The sequence below is a fragment of the Photorhabdus aegyptia genome (assembly GCF_000612035.1).
Classification (GTDB): domain Bacteria; phylum Pseudomonadota; class Gammaproteobacteria; order Enterobacterales; family Enterobacteriaceae; genus Photorhabdus; species Photorhabdus akhurstii.
This window is the reverse complement of the sequence record NZ_JFGV01000042.1, coordinates 1-17,943: the sequence shown is the minus strand read 5'-3', so window position 1 is coordinate 17,943 and position 17,943 is coordinate 1. Positions and strand designations below refer to the sequence as shown.

General features: G+C 43.4%; 8 protein-coding genes. 5 read left to right on the top strand and 3 right to left on the bottom strand.

Translation table 11 applies throughout. The features are described 5' to 3' along the window. Nucleotides 1-45: 45 nt before the first annotated feature. Nucleotides 46-1,074 (bottom strand): DNA-binding transcriptional regulator CytR, encoded by a 1,029-nt coding sequence (gene cytR / locus BA1DRAFT_RS13665; RefSeq protein ID WP_036780118.1) that lies wholly within the window; start codon nucleotides 1,072-1,074, stop codon nucleotides 46-48. Between the two features lie 326 nt (nucleotides 1,075-1,400). Then, nucleotides 1,401-3,599 carry a primosomal protein N' gene (priA, locus tag BA1DRAFT_RS13660; protein WP_036780116.1) on the bottom strand — a complete coding sequence of 733 codons (2,199 nt, stop codon included), beginning with the start codon at nucleotides 3,597-3,599 and terminating at the stop codon, nucleotides 1,401-1,403. A gap of 220 nt (nucleotides 3,600-3,819) precedes the next feature. On the opposite strand from priA, the gene rpmE reads away from it, so the two are divergent. Further along, nucleotides 3,820-4,035 (top strand): 50S ribosomal protein L31, encoded by a 216-nt coding sequence (gene rpmE, locus BA1DRAFT_RS13655; RefSeq protein WP_036780114.1) that lies wholly within the window; start codon nucleotides 3,820-3,822, stop codon nucleotides 4,033-4,035. Nucleotides 4,036-4,163: 128 nt separating this feature from the next. Here rpmE and metJ read toward each other — a convergent pair whose 3' ends face one another. Then, on the bottom strand, nucleotides 4,164-4,481 hold the full coding sequence (gene metJ, locus BA1DRAFT_RS13650) for a met regulon transcriptional regulator MetJ (protein WP_036780112.1): 318 nt from the start codon (nucleotides 4,479-4,481) through the stop codon (nucleotides 4,164-4,166). Nucleotides 4,482-4,779: 298 nt separating this feature from the next. Here metJ and metB point away from each other — a divergent pair, with 298 nt between their 5' ends. From metB to tcbA, 4 genes are all read left to right on the top strand, one after another. Next, on the top strand, nucleotides 4,780-5,940 hold the full coding sequence (gene metB, locus BA1DRAFT_RS13645; RefSeq protein ID WP_036780110.1) for a cystathionine gamma-synthase: 1,161 nt from the start codon (nucleotides 4,780-4,782) through the stop codon (nucleotides 5,938-5,940). A gap of 2 nt (nucleotides 5,941-5,942) precedes the next feature. Further along, on the top strand, nucleotides 5,943-8,378 hold the full coding sequence (locus BA1DRAFT_RS13640) for a bifunctional aspartate kinase/homoserine dehydrogenase II (RefSeq protein WP_036780107.1): 2,436 nt from the start codon (nucleotides 5,943-5,945) through the stop codon (nucleotides 8,376-8,378). Between the two features lie 341 nt (nucleotides 8,379-8,719). Beyond that, complete coding sequence (gene metF, locus BA1DRAFT_RS13635) at nucleotides 8,720-9,604, top strand: methylenetetrahydrofolate reductase (RefSeq protein ID WP_036780106.1); 885 nt, start codon at nucleotides 8,720-8,722, stop codon at nucleotides 9,602-9,604. A 639-nt stretch (nucleotides 9,605-10,243) separates the two neighbouring features. Continuing rightward, nucleotides 10,244-17,761: an insecticidal toxin complex protein TcbA gene (gene tcbA, locus BA1DRAFT_RS13630; protein ID WP_051560790.1), complete on the top strand. Its 7,518-nt coding sequence runs from the start codon at nucleotides 10,244-10,246 to the stop codon at nucleotides 17,759-17,761. Nucleotides 17,762-17,943: the final 182 nt, after the last annotated feature.

Below are 17,943 nucleotides of genomic sequence, written 5' to 3'. Positions count from 1 at the left end.
ATAAAAGAAAATAAACGATATGTTACTTAACCTGCGGTTATTTGCCTAGCTTTTAGGCGAACAGGTGCTTTGCCGAATAATTAATTCCGATTCCAGTAACTGAGAGCCGACAGATGTTGTGTGGCCCTGGATTTGATCTAGTAACAGTAACATTGCCTTGTGACCAATTTGATAACGGGGTTGACCAACGGTTGTCAATGGCGGATCGCTGTACATGGCGAGACTTAAGTTGTCAAACCCAATGATGGATAAATCTTCCGGTATTTTTAAGCCCATTCTTTTAGCCTGCCACATCACGCCAATCGCCATAACATCGCTGTGGCAGAAGATGGCTGTAGGGGGATCTAACAGAGAGAGTAGTTGTTCAGTCAATTTTGCGCCGCTTTCATGGGTAAAATTACCTTGGACAATATAATCTTCACGAATTGTCCCGCCAGAGCGACGCAGTGCTTGGATATATCCTTGAAGGCGATAGCGGCAAATCGGTATGTTTTCTGGGCCGGAGAGGCAAGCAATGCGTTTATGTCCCAATGCTTGCAGATAATGAGTGGCATTGAATGCGGCGGTCAGATTATCAATATGAATAGTCGGCAGCTCTAGCTCTGGTGCAAATTCGTTCGCCATTACCATAGGTGGTAGGTTTTTTTGCTCTTCTTTGCTGGCATCAAACGGGACATTAGAACCCAGTAACAACAGACCATCAATTTGTTTGGTGACAATCAGGTTAAGAAACGTGTGTTCCTGTTTTTGCTGATGTTGGCAATCACCGATTAAAACCAGATAGCCATGTTCTGCCGCTGTCTCTTCAATGCCGCAAATCACATCAGTGAAAAAGGGATCGCTGATATTTGGCACTATCACTAAAATAGTTTTTGACTCACCGCGTTTAAGATTACGGGATAAGTTATTTGGGCAATAACCCACAGCCAGTACAGCTTGTTCCACTTTTTGTCGGGTCTGGGAAGAAACCTTTTCTGGATTCATGAGTGTTCTTGATACTGTTGCGGTAGAAACGCCAGCCACTTCAGCGACATCTTTCATTGTTGCGGAGGTGCCATTCTTTTTCTGCTCCAAAACTCACTCCTCATTTCCTGACGGGTTAGTTAAATGATTGTCAATTTCTGGTTGCCGGGAAACCGTCAGTGACTTTAAGAAAAGTAATGACATGCGGTTTAAGGTTATGACAATGTTATTAAGGGATCATTCTAAACAGTTTGGCAAATTCATTTATTCCTTAGTTTGTAAAAAAGTGTGATATAAATCATTTATTCGATATGGCTCGCAAATTAGTGAATAATTTTTCATTGATTACTGATTGTCAGGTGCGATTTTTTAAATAGTAAATAAGAGTATGTTTAATCTGCTCAGGTTATGTGTTTTAAAATAGAGGCAATTAATCGCTAACTGTCTGTTGGATCAACATCGATATTCCATTTCATTTTTCGAATTTGCGGCAAAGTTGTTATTTGTGGATAAACCATCGCCATGATTTTTTGTAAAAAAATTCTGGATGGATGTTGAATTAATAGTTGCCAACGATAACGACCGCTTCTTTTTGACTGTAATGCAGGAACCGGACCCATGATCCATAAGTTATCATCCCGCAAAGGATGATGTTCGAAAAGTAGGCGCAATTGCTGTAAAAAAGCAGGTGCTTGCTGATTATCGTGATCTTCTGACCGCAAGATAATATGGCTGGTAAATGGCGGCAAAAACACACTTTTGCGCTCATCCATAGCTTGAATAGCGAAAGCATCGTAGCCTTTATTGAGCAAAATTTGCAGTAATGGATGGTCAGGATGGTGAGTTTGAAGAACCACTTCTCCTCGTTTACCTGCTCGACCAGCCCGACCAGAAACTTGTGTATAAAGTTGTGCAAAACGTTCCGCTGCCCGAAAGTCTGCTGAAAACAGAGCACCATCAACATCGAGTAAAGCGACCAGTGTGACATCAGGAAAATGGTGTCCTTTTGCCAGCATTTGAGTGCCAATCAGTATACGGGCATTTCCAGTGTGAATGTCAGCCAGTTGTTGTTCCAGTGTTCCTTTGCGGCTGGTGGTATCTCTGTCAATGCGGGTAATGGGTATATCAGGAAATAGGGCTGAAATACCGTCTTCAAGCTGTTCTGTGCCAAGGCCGACAGGTTGGAGATGGGTAGAACCACATTGCGGGCACTGGCGGGGAACGGGGCGTTGGCTGTCACAATAATGGCAACGTAACTGACGGTGGTATTGATGCAGTGTGTAATAATGGTCACAGCGTTGACATTCTGCAATCCAGCCGCATTCGTGGCAGAGTAAGGCAGGTGAGTAACCGCGGCGGTTAAGGAAAAGTATGACCTGATTATTGGCTTGTAGATGCTCTTCAATACGCTTTATTAGTGGTTGAGATAACCCGACTTTAAGTGGTAAACCTTTTAAGTCCAACAGATGTTGAGTCGCTGGTTGTGCATGGCCTGCTCGTTTGGATAATGTCAGAGGGCGGTATTTGCCTTGTTGCACATTGTAAAGTGTTTCCAGTGCTGGAGTCGCAGAACCCATGATCACCGGGATATTCTCTTTTTTTGCTCTAAATACCGCTAGATCACGAGCATGATAACGCCAGCCTTCCTGTTGTTTATAAGAGCTGTCATGTTCTTCATCGATAATGATGATGCCAAGACCGGCGAAAGGGGTAAATAGGGCTGAGCGTGTACCGATGACAATTGCGTTCTCACCCTGTTGCGCCCGTAGCCATACAGCAAGGCGTTCACTGTCATTCAGGGCTGAATGAAGAACATCAACCGGTGCGTTGAAACGTTCACGGAAACGACGGATGGTTTGGGGTGTCAGGCCAATTTCTGGTACAAGTATCAGCGCTTGTTTACCTTGTGCCAAAATATTCTCCAGCACACTGAGATAAACTTCTGTTTTACCTGATCCGGTGATGCCCGCCAGTAACCAGGGAGAAAATTGCTGGTCTTCTGCGCGGATAGCTCCGACTGCTGTGGCTTGTTCGGTATTTAATTTCAGGCGTTCGCCGGTGATTTGGAAGTGATTTCGCCAGTTCTCAGATTCAGGTTGCACAGGGCATAAATCGATGAGTGACTTCTTTTTGAGCGACTGGAAAGCGCTTTCGCTCAGTTCCAGTTCTGTAATCTGGTGGCGATATATTGCCTTACGGCGTAGAGTTGCCAGTACCTGCTGCTGTTTTGGTGAGCGTTTCAGTTGAGCCAGCGGTAATTCAGCACCAGCTGGAGTAATTTGCCATTGCCATAATGGGGCTGGTTCCGCGGGTTTTCCCTGACGAAGTAGTACCGGCAGTGCATGGAATAGGACTTCACCGATGGGGTAATGGTAATAGCTGGATGCCCAGAGTAATAGTTGCCAAAGATTTTCTGAAAATAAGGAGCGAGTATCAAGAATAGATTCTATGGTTTTCAGTTGTTCTGCTGGAATATCACTGTTGTCAGCTATCCCGGTAACGATACCAATAGCTTTACGTTTGCCAAAAGGGACTGTTACTCGCATTCCTGCAACGGGTAATTGACTCTCCGGGGGCAACAGATAGTCAAAAGAGCGGGTAAGAGGGACAGGCAGAGCAACCTGAACGACGACCATAAAATTATTCCGTAAAATCAAAGGGTAAGTTAGAATATAATCAAAAATTGATTATAGAGTACCATAGGTGTTGAGTGGATTTCATTGCGAGATAGGCAGATCTTCTGTATGATCCGCCGCCTTTGGTATAGAAGATACCAAACTCATTTTATCAACACGACGTGTGGTGTCTGGCGGCAACAGGGCTGGATAGCGACACGGCCTTAACAGAGGTTATCCCATGAAAAAAGGTATTCATCCTAAATATGAAGAAGTTACTGCAACCTGCTCTTGCGGTAATGTAATGCAAATCAGATCTACCGTTGGTCACGCTCTGAACTTGGACGTATGCGGCCAATGCCACCCATTCTATACGGGTAAACAACGTGATGTTGCTACAGGTGGTCGTGTTGATCGCTTCAAGAAACGTTTCAACGTTCCAGGTGTCAGCAAGTAATTGCAGAATTGCGTCTGTCTGTAATGCCAGGCCAACTGGTACTAACGCCCGGTGTTTTGCATCGGGCGTTTTGTATTTTAGCCATATAAAAAATCCCTGAATTTCTACAGGAGTTTTTTGCGCTACTATCAATATTCCCAGGTATCGGGATCAATACCTAATTCCCGCATGATCTTTTTGGCAGCCTCTGGGATTTCATCATTACGCTCTTTGCGTAAATCAGCATCATCGGGTAGTGGTTGCCCAGTAAATGCGTGCAGGAATGCTTCACACAGCAATTCACTGTTGGTCGCGTGACGCAGGTTGTTTACCTGGCGACGGGTGCGTTCGTCAGTGAGGATCCTCAACACTTTCAAAGGAATTGAAACTGTGATTTTCTTCACCTGTTCGCTTTTTTTGCCATGTTCAGCATAAGGACTGACATATTCACCGTTCCACTCAGCCATGGGGTACCTTAAATAGTCGTAAAATCATAAAATTAAGCCAGATAACAACACCAGCTTTCGTTGTAACATATTGCCATTTTATCGTGATTTCCTTATCAATTATACAGTTATAGTATATGCGATAAACTAATGGCTATTAATAAATAAAGAACAAATAAAGCAGCATTAGTTATGATGAATAATTATCCCATTGCTTAATCTAACCGTAAAGAAGTTTGGATGTCTAGATGTATTGACGTCTATTGTGCTAGCGGATATTCTTCCCTGATTCAATTTATGACAGACAGTGGTAGCTGATATGACACGCAAACCGGCAACAATAGCAGTTCGCAATGGGCTGAATAATGATGAGCAGTATGGCTGTGTTGTTCCACCTATTTATCTTTCCAGTACATATAATTTTACTGATTTTAATCAGCCAAGGACGCATGATTATTCCCGCAGGAGTAATCCAGGCCGTGATATGGTGCAACGAGCGTTAGCTGAGCTGGAGGGGGGCGCGGGTGCTATCATGACCAGCAGTGGAATGTCAGCCATTCACCTGTTATGCACGTTTTTCCTTAAGCCCGGCGATCTGTTGGTTGCTCCTCATGACTGTTATGGCGGCAGCTACCGCTTGTTTGATAGCCTGAGTCAACGCGGTGCTTATGAAGTGGCTTTTGTCGATCAGAGTGATGAACAGGCATTAAAGCAAGTATTGTCCAAAAAACCAAAGTTGGTCTTGATTGAAACGCCCAGTAATCCTTTGTTACGTATTGTCGATATTGCCCATATATGCCAACTTTCCCATGAGGTAGGTGCGACAGTTGTTGTTGATAACACTTTCCTGAGTCCGGTATTACAGAAGCCTCTGGCGTTGGAGGCAGATCTGGTTGTGCATTCCTGTACTAAATATCTTAACGGACATTCTGATGTGATTGCCGGAGCCATTATTGCAAAGGATGAAGCGGTTGCAACGGAACTCTCTTGGTGGGCGAATAATATTGGTGTAACCGGCGCCGCGTTTGATAGCTACCTGCTGTTGCGTGGGATGCGTACTTTATCGCCACGGGTCTTGTTACAGCAAAAGAATGCATTGGAGATTGTCGATTATCTTCAACGTCAACCGTTAGTGAAAAAACTTTTTTATCCAGCTTTGAAGGATCATCCAGGGCATGAAATTGCTTGTAAACAACAATTTGGCTTTGGCGCAATGATAAGCTTTGAATTAGATGGTAATGAACAGGCGATACGCCGTTTCCTGTCTGAGTTAAAGTTATTTACTTTGGCGGAATCATTGGGCGGGGTGGAAACCTTAATTTCCCATACAGCTACCATGACTCATGCTGGAATGTCAGCACAGGCAAGGGCGGAAGCGGGGATTACGGATTCACTATTGCGTGTTTCTGTGGGTATTGAAGATAGTCAGGATTTAATCGCTGATTTGGAAAATGCATTTCAAGCAGTAGTAAAGGAGTGACCATGAGTGCACTGGCAGTTGCAACGGCGGAAAATGGCCGCCAATTACATAAGTTTGGTGGAAGCAGTCTCGCGGATGTGAAATGTTATCAACGGGTAGCTAAGATTATGGCTAATTACAGCCAACCCGGTGATTTAATGGTAGTATCCGCGGCAGGCAGCACGACTAATCAGTTAATTAATTGGCTTAAACTTAGCCAGAACGACCGTATTTCTGCCCACCAGGTACAGCAGGTTCTGCGCCGTTATCAGCAGGATCTGATTAGAGGTTTATTACCTGAAACTGTTGCTGAAGAGTTGGTGAAGCGTTTTATTGCTGATCTTGAAAAGTTAAGCGCATTACTGGATAAACCGGTTAGTGATGTGACTTACGCAGAAGTGGTGGGACACGGAGAGATCTGGTCCGCACGTTTGATGTCAGCGGTGCTTGAAGACCAGGGTATTCCTAGCGCTTGGGTGGATGCCCGCCAGTTTTTACGCGCAGAGCGAGCGGCTCAACCACAAATCGACGTTACCCTTTCCCAGCCGTTGTTAAATCAGTTGTTAACTCAAAATCTAAATAAGCGACTGGTCGTGACCGGTTTTATCTCCAGTAATCATGATGGAGAAACGGTTTTATTGGGGCGGAATGGCAGTGACTATTCTGCAACTCAAGTCGGGGCTTTGGCAGGGGCGAGACGAGTAACCATCTGGAGTGATGTTGCCGGTGTTTACAGTGCTGATCCGAGAAAAGTTAAAGATGCCTGTTTGTTGCCGCTATTGCGTTTGGATGAAGCCAGCGAGCTTGCCCGTCTTGCCGCACCTGTGCTGCATACCCGTACTTTACAGCCTGTTTCCATCAGTGATATTGATTTGCTATTACGTTGCAGCTACCAGCCGGAACAAGGTTCAACGCGTATTGAAAGAGTTTTAGCTTCTGGAACTGGCGCAAAAATTGTTACTAGCCATGATGATGTTTGCCTGATTGAGTTGCACCTGGTTGCTCATCATGATTTTAAACAGATATACAAAGACATTGATCTGTTATTAAAACGGGAACAAATTCGTCCATTGGCAACAGGTATCCATCCAGACTGTAATTTGATTCAGCTCTGTTACACTTCCGAAGTGGTGAATAGTGCACTGGGTGTGCTGGAAGATGCTGCGCTTCCGGGGAGACTTTCCCTAAGAGAAGGTCTGGCGTTGGTGGCGCTGGTTGGGGCCGGCGTATGCAAGAATCCATTACATTGCCACCGTTTTTATCAGCAACTTAAAGATCAGCCGGTAGAATTTATCTGGCACGCGGAGGATGGCATTAGCCTTGTCGCGGTGCTGCGGACCAATCAGACTGAACATGTGATTCAGGGGCTGCATCAGAGTTTGTTCCGTGCTGAAAAGCGGATTGGTCTGATTTTGTTTGGTAAGGGTAATATTGGCTCCCGTTGGTTGGAGTTATTCGCTCGTGAGCAGAAAAATATTTCGGCTCGCAGTGATTTTGAATTTATTCTAGCCGGTGTGGTGGATAGTCGCCGGAGCTTACTGGACTATCAAGGAATTGATGCTAGCCGAGCATTAGCTTTTTTTGACGATGAAGCGACAGAATATGATGTTGATGCATTATTTCTGTGGATGCGAGCGCACCCTTATGACGATCTGGTGATCTTGGATGTGACCGCGAGTGAAGAACTAGCTCGATGTTACAGAGATTTCGCCAGCTATGGTTTCCATGTTATCAGCGCCAATAAAATTGCAGGTGCTTCCAGTAGTAGCGACTATCGCCTTATTCGCGACGCATTTGCCAAAACGGGTCGTCATTGGTTTTACAATGCGACAGTTGGCGCGGGCTTACCGATCAACCATACAGTGAGAGATTTACGGGAGAGTGGCGATACCATTTTGTCCATTAGCGGCATTTTCTCCGGTACATTATCTTGGCTATTTCTGCAATTTGATGGTTCAGTACCATTCAGTGATTTAGTCGAACAGGCGTGGCAACAGGGATTGACAGAACCTGATCCGCGTATTGATCTGTCTGGTCAGGATGTGATGCGCAAATTGATTATCCTTGCCCGTGAAGCAGGGTATGAGATTGAGCCAGAGCAGGTGCGTGTTGAGTCACTAGTTCCGAAAGAAGCAGCATCAGGTTCTATTGAACAGTTCTTTGATAATAGCGGTGCGATCAATGAACAAATGGTGCAACGATTAGCCGCAGCGCAGGAAATGGGCATGGTATTGCGTTATGTTGCTCGTTTTAACGCGAATGGTAAGGCAAAAGTGGGTGTTGAGGCGGTGCGTCCTGATCACCCCTTGGCTTCCTTGCTACCATGTGACAACGTGTTTGCGATTGAGAGCCGTTGGTACCGCGATAATCCGTTGGTGATCCGCGGGCCGGGGGCGGGTCGTGATGTGACCGCCGGAGCGATTCAGTCTGATCTTAACCGTTTGTCACAACGGCTTTAAGTTTTATAACCTTCCTTGATTGATCAAATATGATTTCCTTCGCTTGATACTTGAGGTAGTGAGAGGGTGGATGTCCTGAACAGGGCATCTTTCCTCATTACTGCTTTAGGCATCGATCTGTAAGCCGATATAAACAAAGTTAAAGATTGCTTGATGAATTTTTTTCCGATTCAGGGTGAATATTCCTCACCGATTTAACTCAACTTTGTTGTTGACTAAAAAATGCCGATCCCTCATCTTATTTAGACGTCTAAACGTATAGGTGTTTAGAAGTGTAAACAAGAATAACTGGCAAATTATTGAGATGGGAAATTATTCCGCTTGTTAACGAGGTGCAGGGTATGAGTTTTTTTCACGCAAATCAGCGAGAGGCGCTGAATCAGAATCTGGCTGAACTGGAAGGACAGATCCGTGTTTCATTTGAATTCTTTCCACCGCGTACAACCGAGATGGAAAAAACCCTGTGGAAATCCATTAATCGCCTGAGCACCCTCAAGCCTAAATTTGTTTCCGTAACTTATGGTGCTAACTCTGGTGAGCGTGATCGTACCCATAGCATAATCAAGGGAATAAAAGAGAAAACTGGCCTTGAAGCAGCTCCGCACCTTACCTGTATTGATGCTAGCCGTGATGAGTTATGCGAAATTGCCCGTGATTATTGGAAGAATGGTATTCGCCATATTGTGGCTTTACGGGGTGATTTACCGGAAAACGGTGAAAAACCCAAAATGTATGGGTCTGATCTGGTTGAATTACTTAAGAAAGAAGCTGATTTTGATATTTCCGTTGCTGCTTACCCAGAGGTTCATCCAGAAGCAAAAAGTTCTCAGGCTGATCTGATTAGCTTGAAACGAAAAATTGATGCGGGTGCGAACCGGGCTATTACCCAATTCTTCTTTGATGTGGAAAGTTACCTGCGTTTTCGTGACCGCTGTGTGGCTGCCGGGATTGATGTAGAAATCGTACCGGGAATTTTGCCGGTATCCAATTTCCGTCAGCTTAAACGTTTTGCTGTAATGACCAATGTGCGTATTCCTAGCTGGATGACCAGAATGTTTGATGGGTTGGATGATGATCCTGAAAGCGCTAATTTAGTTGGTGCTTCTATTGCAATGGATATGGTGAAGATTTTAAGCCGCGAAGGTGTGAAGGATTTTCATTTTTATACCTTGAACCGCGCGGAACTGAGTTATGCAATTTGTCATACTTTGGGTGTTCGTCCTTAATCATTGGCTCTTACTAAGGAAATTCCTTGGTAAGAGCGTGTTTTTTTATCTATTGCATTCTTACAAAGTATAAATTTTTATTTTCCATCTGGATAATTGAGGTTAATTTATTTTTGATATTTTATAAAGTTGAATAAATGGAAGAATTAGGATGGTAATTAATAAAATTTTGTTATTAATTAACTCATTAAAAATAAACTATAGTAAATGACGACGCTGGTTATAACGTCTTTATAATATATTTCACATGATTATCACTTTTTCAGTCTCTTTATTGGAAATAAAATTAACTAATTATAACCGTCAGATTTATCATCTCGTATAAAATACTGCATCTTGGTAAAAATCAACAATTACCATATCATTTTTTAACATTCCAACGTAAAAAAATATGTTTGTGGCTTTACCTTCTGGGCTGATAAATATATTTCCTATGCCTGATATCATTATGTGGCATTTTGTCGTATTCACTATTTCATACCAACCAAATTAGAGGATGAATCAGCCCTATGGGTGTTTTCAGGCGATATTATTTCAATAATATTCGTCCGTGTTTTTGATCCCTAACCTGTTAATACTGCACATTTGCAGTTGGTCTCTGTTTACCTGCTGCAATAACATTATCAATGAGAGATAATTATGCAAAACTCATTATCAAGCACTATCGATACTATTTGTCAGAAACTGCAATTAACTTGTCCGGCGGAAATTGCTTTGTATCCCTTTAATACTTTCCGGGAAAAAACTCGGGGAATGGTTAATTGGGGGGAAGCAAAACGGATTTATGAAATTGCACAAGCGGAACAGGATAGAAACCTACTTCATGAAAAACGTATTTTTGCCTATGCTAATCCGCTGCTGAAAAACGCTGTTCGGTTGGGTACCCGGCAAATGTTGGGTTTTATACAAGGTTATAGTGATCTGTTTGGTAATCGTGCTGATAACTATGCCGCGCCGGGCTCGGTTGCATCGATGTTCTCACCGGCGGCTTATTTGACGGAATTGTACCGTGAAGCCAAAAACTTGCATGACAGCAGCTCAATTTATTACCTAGATAAACGTCGCCCGGATTTAGCAAGCTTAATGCTCAGCCAGAAAAATATGGATGAAGAAATTTCAACGCTGGCTCTCTCTAATGAATTGTGCCTTGCCGGGATCGAAACAAAAACAGGAAAATCACAAGATGAAGTGATGGATATGTTGTCAACTTATCGTTTAAGTGGAGAGACACCTTATCATCACGCTTATGAAACTGTTCGTGAAATCGTTCATGAACGTGATCCAGGATTTCGTCATTTGTCACAGGCACCCATTGTTGCTGCTAAGCTCGATCCTGTGACTTTGTTGGGTATTAGCTCCCATATTTCGCCAGAACTGTATAACTTGCTGATTGAGGAGATCCCGGAAAAAGATGAAGCCGCGCTTGATACGCTTTATAAAACAAACTTTGGGAATATTACTAATGCTCAGTTAATGTCCCCAAGTTATCTGGCCCGGTATTATGGCGTCTCACCGGAAGATATTGCCTATGTTACTACTTCATTATCACGTGTTGGATATAGCAGTGATATTCTGGTTATTCCGTTGGTCGATGGTACGGGTAAGATGGAAGTGGTTCGTGTTACCCGAACACCATCGGATAATTATACCAGTCAGACGAATTATATTGAGCTGTATCCACAGGGTGGTGATAATTATTTGATCAAATACAATCTCAGTAATAGTTTTGGTTTGGATGATTTTTATCTGCAATATAAAGATGGCTCCGCTGATTGGACAGAGATTGCCCATAATCCTCATCCTGATATGGTCATAAATCAGGAGTATGAATCACAAGCGACAATCAAACGTAACGACTCTGGCGATATACTCAGTATAGGATTACAAAGGTGGCATGGCGGCAGTTATAATTTTGCCGCCGCCAATTTTAAAATTGACCAATACTCCCCGAAAGCTTTCCTGCTTAAGATGAACAAGGCTATTCGGTTGCTCAAAGCTACTGGCCTCTCTTTTGCTACGCTGGAGCGTATTGTTGATAGTGTTAATAGCACCAAATCAATTACAGTTGAGGTATTAAACAAGGTTTATCGGGTAAAATTCTACATTGATCGTTATGGTATCAGTGAAGATACCGCCGCTATTTTGGCTAATATTAATATCTCTCAGCAAGCTGTTGGCAATCAGCTTAGCCAGTTTGAACAACTATTTAATAATCCTCCGCTCAATGGTATTCGTTATGAAATCAGTGAGGACAACTCTAAACATCTTCCTAATCCTGATCTGGATCTTAAGCCAGACAGTGCGGGTGATGATCAGCGCAAGGCTGTTTTAAAACGCGCGTTTCAGGTTAACGCCAGTGAGTTGTATCAGATGTTGTTGATCACCGATCGTAAAGAAAATGGTGTTATCAAAAATAACTTGGAGAATTTGTCTGATCTGTATTTGGTTAGTTTGTTGGCCCAGATTCATAACCTGACTATTGACGAGTTGAATACTCTGTTGGTGATTTGTGGCTATGGCGACACCAACATTTATCAGATTACCGACGATAATCTGGCCAAAATAGTAGAAACATTGTCGTGGATCACACAATGGTTGCAGGCCCAAAAATGGACAGTTACCGACCTGTTTCTGATGACCACGACCACTTACAGCACTACTTTAACGCCAGAAATTAGCAACCTGACGGCTACGTTGTCTTCAACTTTGCATGGTAAAGAGAGTCTGATTGGGGAAGATCTGAAAAGAGCAATGGCGCCTTGCTTTACTTCGGCTTTGCATTTGACTTCTCAAGAAGTTGCGTATGACCTGCTGTTGTGGATAGACCAGATTCAACCGGCACAAATAACTGTTGATGGGTTTTGGAAAGAAGTGCAAACAACACCAACCAGCTTGAAGGTGATTACCTTTGCTCAGGTGCTGGCACAATTGAGCCTGATCTATCGTCGTATTGGGCTAAGTGAAACGGAACTGTCACTGATCGTGACTCAATCTTCTCTGCTAGTGGCAGGCAAAAGCATACTGGATCACGGTCTGTTAACCCTGATGGCCTTGGAAGGTTTTCATACCTGGGTTAATGGCTTGGGGCAACATGCCTCCTTGATATTGGCGGCGTTGAAAGACGGAGCCTTGACAGTTACCGATGTAGCACAAGCTATGAATAAGGAGGAATCTCTCCTACAAATGGCAGCTAATCAGGTGGAGCAGGATCTAACAAAACTGACCAGTTGGACACAGATTGACGCTATTCTGCAATGGTTACAGATGTCTTCGGCCTTGGCGGTTTCTCCACTGGATCTGGCAGGGATGATGGCCCTGAAATATGGGATAGATCATAACTATGCTGCCTGGCAAGCTGCGGCGGCTGCGCTGATGGCTGATCATGCTAATCAGGCACAGAAAAAACTGGATGAGACGTTCAGTAAGGCACTATGTAACTATTATATTAATGCTGTTGTCGATAGTGCTGCTGGAGTACGTGATCGTAACGGTTTATATACCTATTTGCTGATTGATAATCAGGTTTCTGCCGATGTGATCACTTCACGTATTGCAGAAGCTATCGCCGGTATTCAACTGTACGTTAACCGGGCTTTAAACCGAGATGAAGGTCAGCTTGCATCGGACGTTAGTACCCGTCAGTTCTTCACTGACTGGGAACGTTACAATAAACGTTACAGCACTTGGGCTGGTGTCTCTGAACTGGTCTATTATCCAGAAAACTATGTTGATCCCACTCAGCGCATTGGGCAAACCAAAATGATGGATGCGCTGTTGCAATCCATCAACCAGAGCCAGCTAAATGCGGATACGGTGGAAGATGCTTTCAAAACTTATTTGACCAGCTTTGAGCAGGTAGCAAATCTGAAAGTAATTAGTGCTTACCACGATAATGTGAATGTGGATCAAGGATTAACTTATTTTATCGGTATCGACCAAGCAGCTCCGGGTACGTATTACTGGCGTAGTGTTGATCACAGCAAATGTGAAAATGGCAAGTTTGCCGCTAATGCTTGGGGTGAGTGGAATAAAATTACCTGTGCTGTCAATCCTTGGAAAAATATCATCCGTCCGGTTGTTTATATGTCCCGCTTATATCTGCTATGGCTGGAGCAGCAATCAAAGAAAAGTGATGATGGTAAAACCACGATTTATCAATATAACTTAAAACTGGCTCATATTCGTTACGACGGTAGTTGGAATACACCATTTACTTTTGATGTGACAGAAAAGGTAAAAAATTACACGTCGAGTACTGATGCTGCTGAATCTTTAGGGTTGTATTGTACTGGTTATCAAGGGGAAGACACTCTATTAGTTATGTTCTATTCGATGCAGAGTAGTTATAGCTCCTATACCGATAATAATGCGCCGGTCACTGGGCTATATATTTTCGCTGATATGTCATCAGACAATATGACGAATGCACAAGCAACTAACTATTGGAATAACAGTTATCCGCAATTTGATACTGTGATGGCAGATCCGGATAGCGACAATAAAAAAGTCATAACCAGAAGAGTTAATAACCGTTATGCGGAGGATTATGAAATTCCTTCCTCTGTGACAAGTAACAGTAATTATTCTTGGGGTGATCACAGTTTAACCATGCTTTATGGTGGTAGTGTTCCTAATATTACTTTTGAATCGGCGGCAGAAGATTTAAGGCTATCTACCAATATGGCATTGAGTATTATTCATAATGGATATGCGGGAACCCGCCGCATACAATGTAATCTTATGAAACAATACGCTTCATTAGGTGATAAATTTATAATTTATGATTCATCATTTGATGATGCAAACCGTTTTAATCTGGTGCCATTGTTTAAATTCGGAAAAGACGATAACTCAGATGATAGTATTTGTATATATAATGAAAACCCTTCCTCTGAAGATAAGAAGTGGTATTTTTCTTCGAAAGATGACAATAAAACAGCGGATTATAATGGTGGAACTCAATGTATAGATGCTGGAACCAGTAACAAAGATTTTTACCTTAATCTCCAGGAGATTGATGTAATTAGTATCTCTACTGGTGGATATTGGTCGAGTTATAAAATATCCAACCCGATTAATATCAATACGGGCATTGATAGTTCTAAAATAAAAATCACCGTAAAAGCGGGTGGCGACGATCAAATCTTTACTGCTGATAATAGTACCTATGTTCCTCAGCAACCGGCACCCAGTTTTGAGGAGATGATTTATCAGTTCAATAACCTGACAATAGATTGTAAGAATTTAAATTTCATCGACAATCAGGCACATATTGAGATTGATTTCACCGCTACGGCACAAGATGGCCGATTCTTGGGTTCAGAAACTTTTATTATCCCGGTAACTAAAAAAGTTCTCGGTACTGAGAACGTGATTGCGTTATATAGCGAAAATAACGGTGTTCAATATATGCAAATTGGTGCATATCGTACCCGTTTGAATACCTTATTCGCTCAACAGTTGGTTAGCCGTGCTAATCGTGGCATTGATGCAGTGCTCAGTATGGAAACTCAGAATATTCAGGAACCTCAATTAGGAGCGGGTACGTATGTACAACTTGTTCTGGATAAATATGATGAATCTATTCATGGCACTAATAAGAGCTTTGCTATTGAATATACTGATATATTTAAAGATGGCGATAATTTTGTTATTTATCAGGGGGAATTGAGTGAAACCAGCCAAACTGTTGTGAAAGTTTTTCTCCCCTATTTTATAGAGGCGTATGGAAATAAAAATCATTTATGGGTACGTGCAAAATACCAAAAGGAAACGACTGATAAGATCTTGTTCGACCGTACTGATGAGAAAGATCCGCACGGTTGGTTTCTCAGCGACGATCACAAGACCTTTAGTGGTCTCTCTTCCGCACAGGCATTAAAGAACGACAGTGAACCGATGGATTTCTCTGGCGCCAATGCTCTCTATTTCTGGGAACTGTTCTATTACACGCCGATGATGATGGCTCATCGTTTGTTGCAGGAACAGAATTTTGATGCGGCGAACCATTGGTTCCGTTATGTCTGGAGTCCATCCGGTTATATCGTTGATGGTAAAATTGCTATCTACCACTGGAACGTGCGACCGCTGGAAGAAGACACCAGTTGGAATGCACAACAACTGGACTCCACCGATCCAGATGCTGTAGCCCAAGATGATCCGATGCACTACAAGGTGGCTACCTTTATGGCGACGTTGGATCTGCTAATGGCCCGTGGTGATGCTGCTTACCGCCAGTTAGAGCGTGATACGTTGGCTGAAGCTAAAATGTGGTATACACAGGCGCTTAATCTGTTGGGTGATGAGCCACAAGTGATGCTGAGTACGACTTGGGCTAATCCAACATTGGGTAATGCTGCTTCAAAAACCACACAGCAGGTTCGTCAGCAAGTGCTTACCCAGTTGCGTCTCAATAGCAGGGTAAAAACCCCGTTGCTAGGAACAGCCAATTCCCTGACCGCTTTATTCCTGCCGCAGGAAAATAGCAAGCTCAAAGGCTACTGGCGGACACTGGCGCAGCGTATGTTTAATTTACGTCATAATCTGTCGATTGACGGCCAGCCGCTCTCCTTGCCGCTGTATGCTAAACCGGCTGATCCAAAAGCTTTACTGAGTGCGGCGGTTTCAGCTTCTCAAGGGGGAGCCGACTTGCCGAAGGCGCCGCTGACTATTCACCGCTTCCCTCAAATGCTAGAAGGGGCACGGGGCTTGGTTAACCAGCTTATACAGTTCGGTAGTTCACTATTGGGGTACAGTGAGCGTCAGGATGCGGAAGCTATGAGTCAACTACTGCAAACCCAAGCCAGCGAGTTAATACTGACCAGTATTCGTATGCAGGATAACCAATTGGCAGAGCTGGATTCGGAAAAAACCGCCTTGCAAGTCTCTTTAGCTGGAGTGCAACAACGGTTTGACAGCTATAGCCAACTGTATGAGGAGAACATCAACGCAGGTGAGCAGCGAGCGCTGGCGTTACGCTCAGAATCTGCTATTGAGTCTCAGGGAGCGCAGATTTCCCGTATGGCAGGCGCGGGTGTTGATATGGCGCCAAATATTTTCGGCCTGGCTGATGGCGGCATGCATTATGGTGCTATTGCCTATGCCATCGCTGACGGTATTGAGTTGAGCGCTTCTGCCAAGATGGTTGATGCGGAGAAAGTTGCTCAGTCGGAAATATATCGCCGTCGCCGTCAAGAATGGAAAATTCAGCGTGACAACGCACAAGCGGAGATTAACCAGTTAAACGCGCAACTGGAATCACTGTCTATTCGCCGTGAAGCCGCTGAAATGCAAAAAGAGTACCTGAAAACCCAGCAAGCTCAGGCGCAGGCACAACTTACTTTCTTAAGAAGCAAATTCAGTAATCAAGCGTTATATAGTTGGTTACGAGGGCGTTTATCAGGTATTTATTTCCAGTTCTATGACTTGGCCGTATCACGTTGCCTGATGGCAGAGCAATCCTATCAATGGGAAGCTAATGATAATTCCATTAGCTTTGTCAAACCGGGTGCATGGCAAGGAACTTACGCCGGCTTATTGTGTGGAGAAGCTTTGATACAAAATCTGGCACAAATGGAAGAGGCATATCTGAAATGGGAATCTCGCGCTTTGGAAGTAGAACGCACGGTTTCATTGGCAGTGGTTTATGATTCACTGGAAGGTAATGATCGTTTTAATTTAGCGGAACAAATACCTGCATTATTGGATAAGGGGGAGGGAACAGCAGGAACTAAAGAAAATGGGTTATCATTGGCTAATGCTATCCTGTCAGCTTCGGTCAAATTGTCCGACTTGAAACTGGGAACGGATTATCCAGACAGTATCGTTGGTAGCAACAAGGTTCGTCGTATTAAGCAAATCAGTGTTTCGCTACCTGCATTGGTTGGGCCTTATCAGGATGTTCAGGCTATGCTCAGCTATGGTGGCAGTACTCAATTGCCGAAAGGTTGTTCAGCGTTGGCTGTGTCTCATGGTACCAATGATAGTGGTCAGTTCCAGTTGGATTTCAATGACGGCAAATACCTGCCATTTGAAGGTATTGCTCTTGATGATCAGGGTACACTGAATCTTCAATTTCCGAATGCTACCGACAAGCAGAAAGCAATATTGCAAACTATGAGCGATATTATTTTGCATATTCGTTATACCATCCGTTAATTAATTTCGCGATTATATAATACAGGCTCTCTTTTGGGGGAGCCTGATAGAAGCAATTTATGAGATATTTATAGAAGATAATTTTTTAAATTAACTTGAGGTTTTTATATTATTTGAGGGCGTTCAGAATTCTGTGTCACGTTAATTTAGCGGTTACAACGTTATCACATTATCCAAACGCC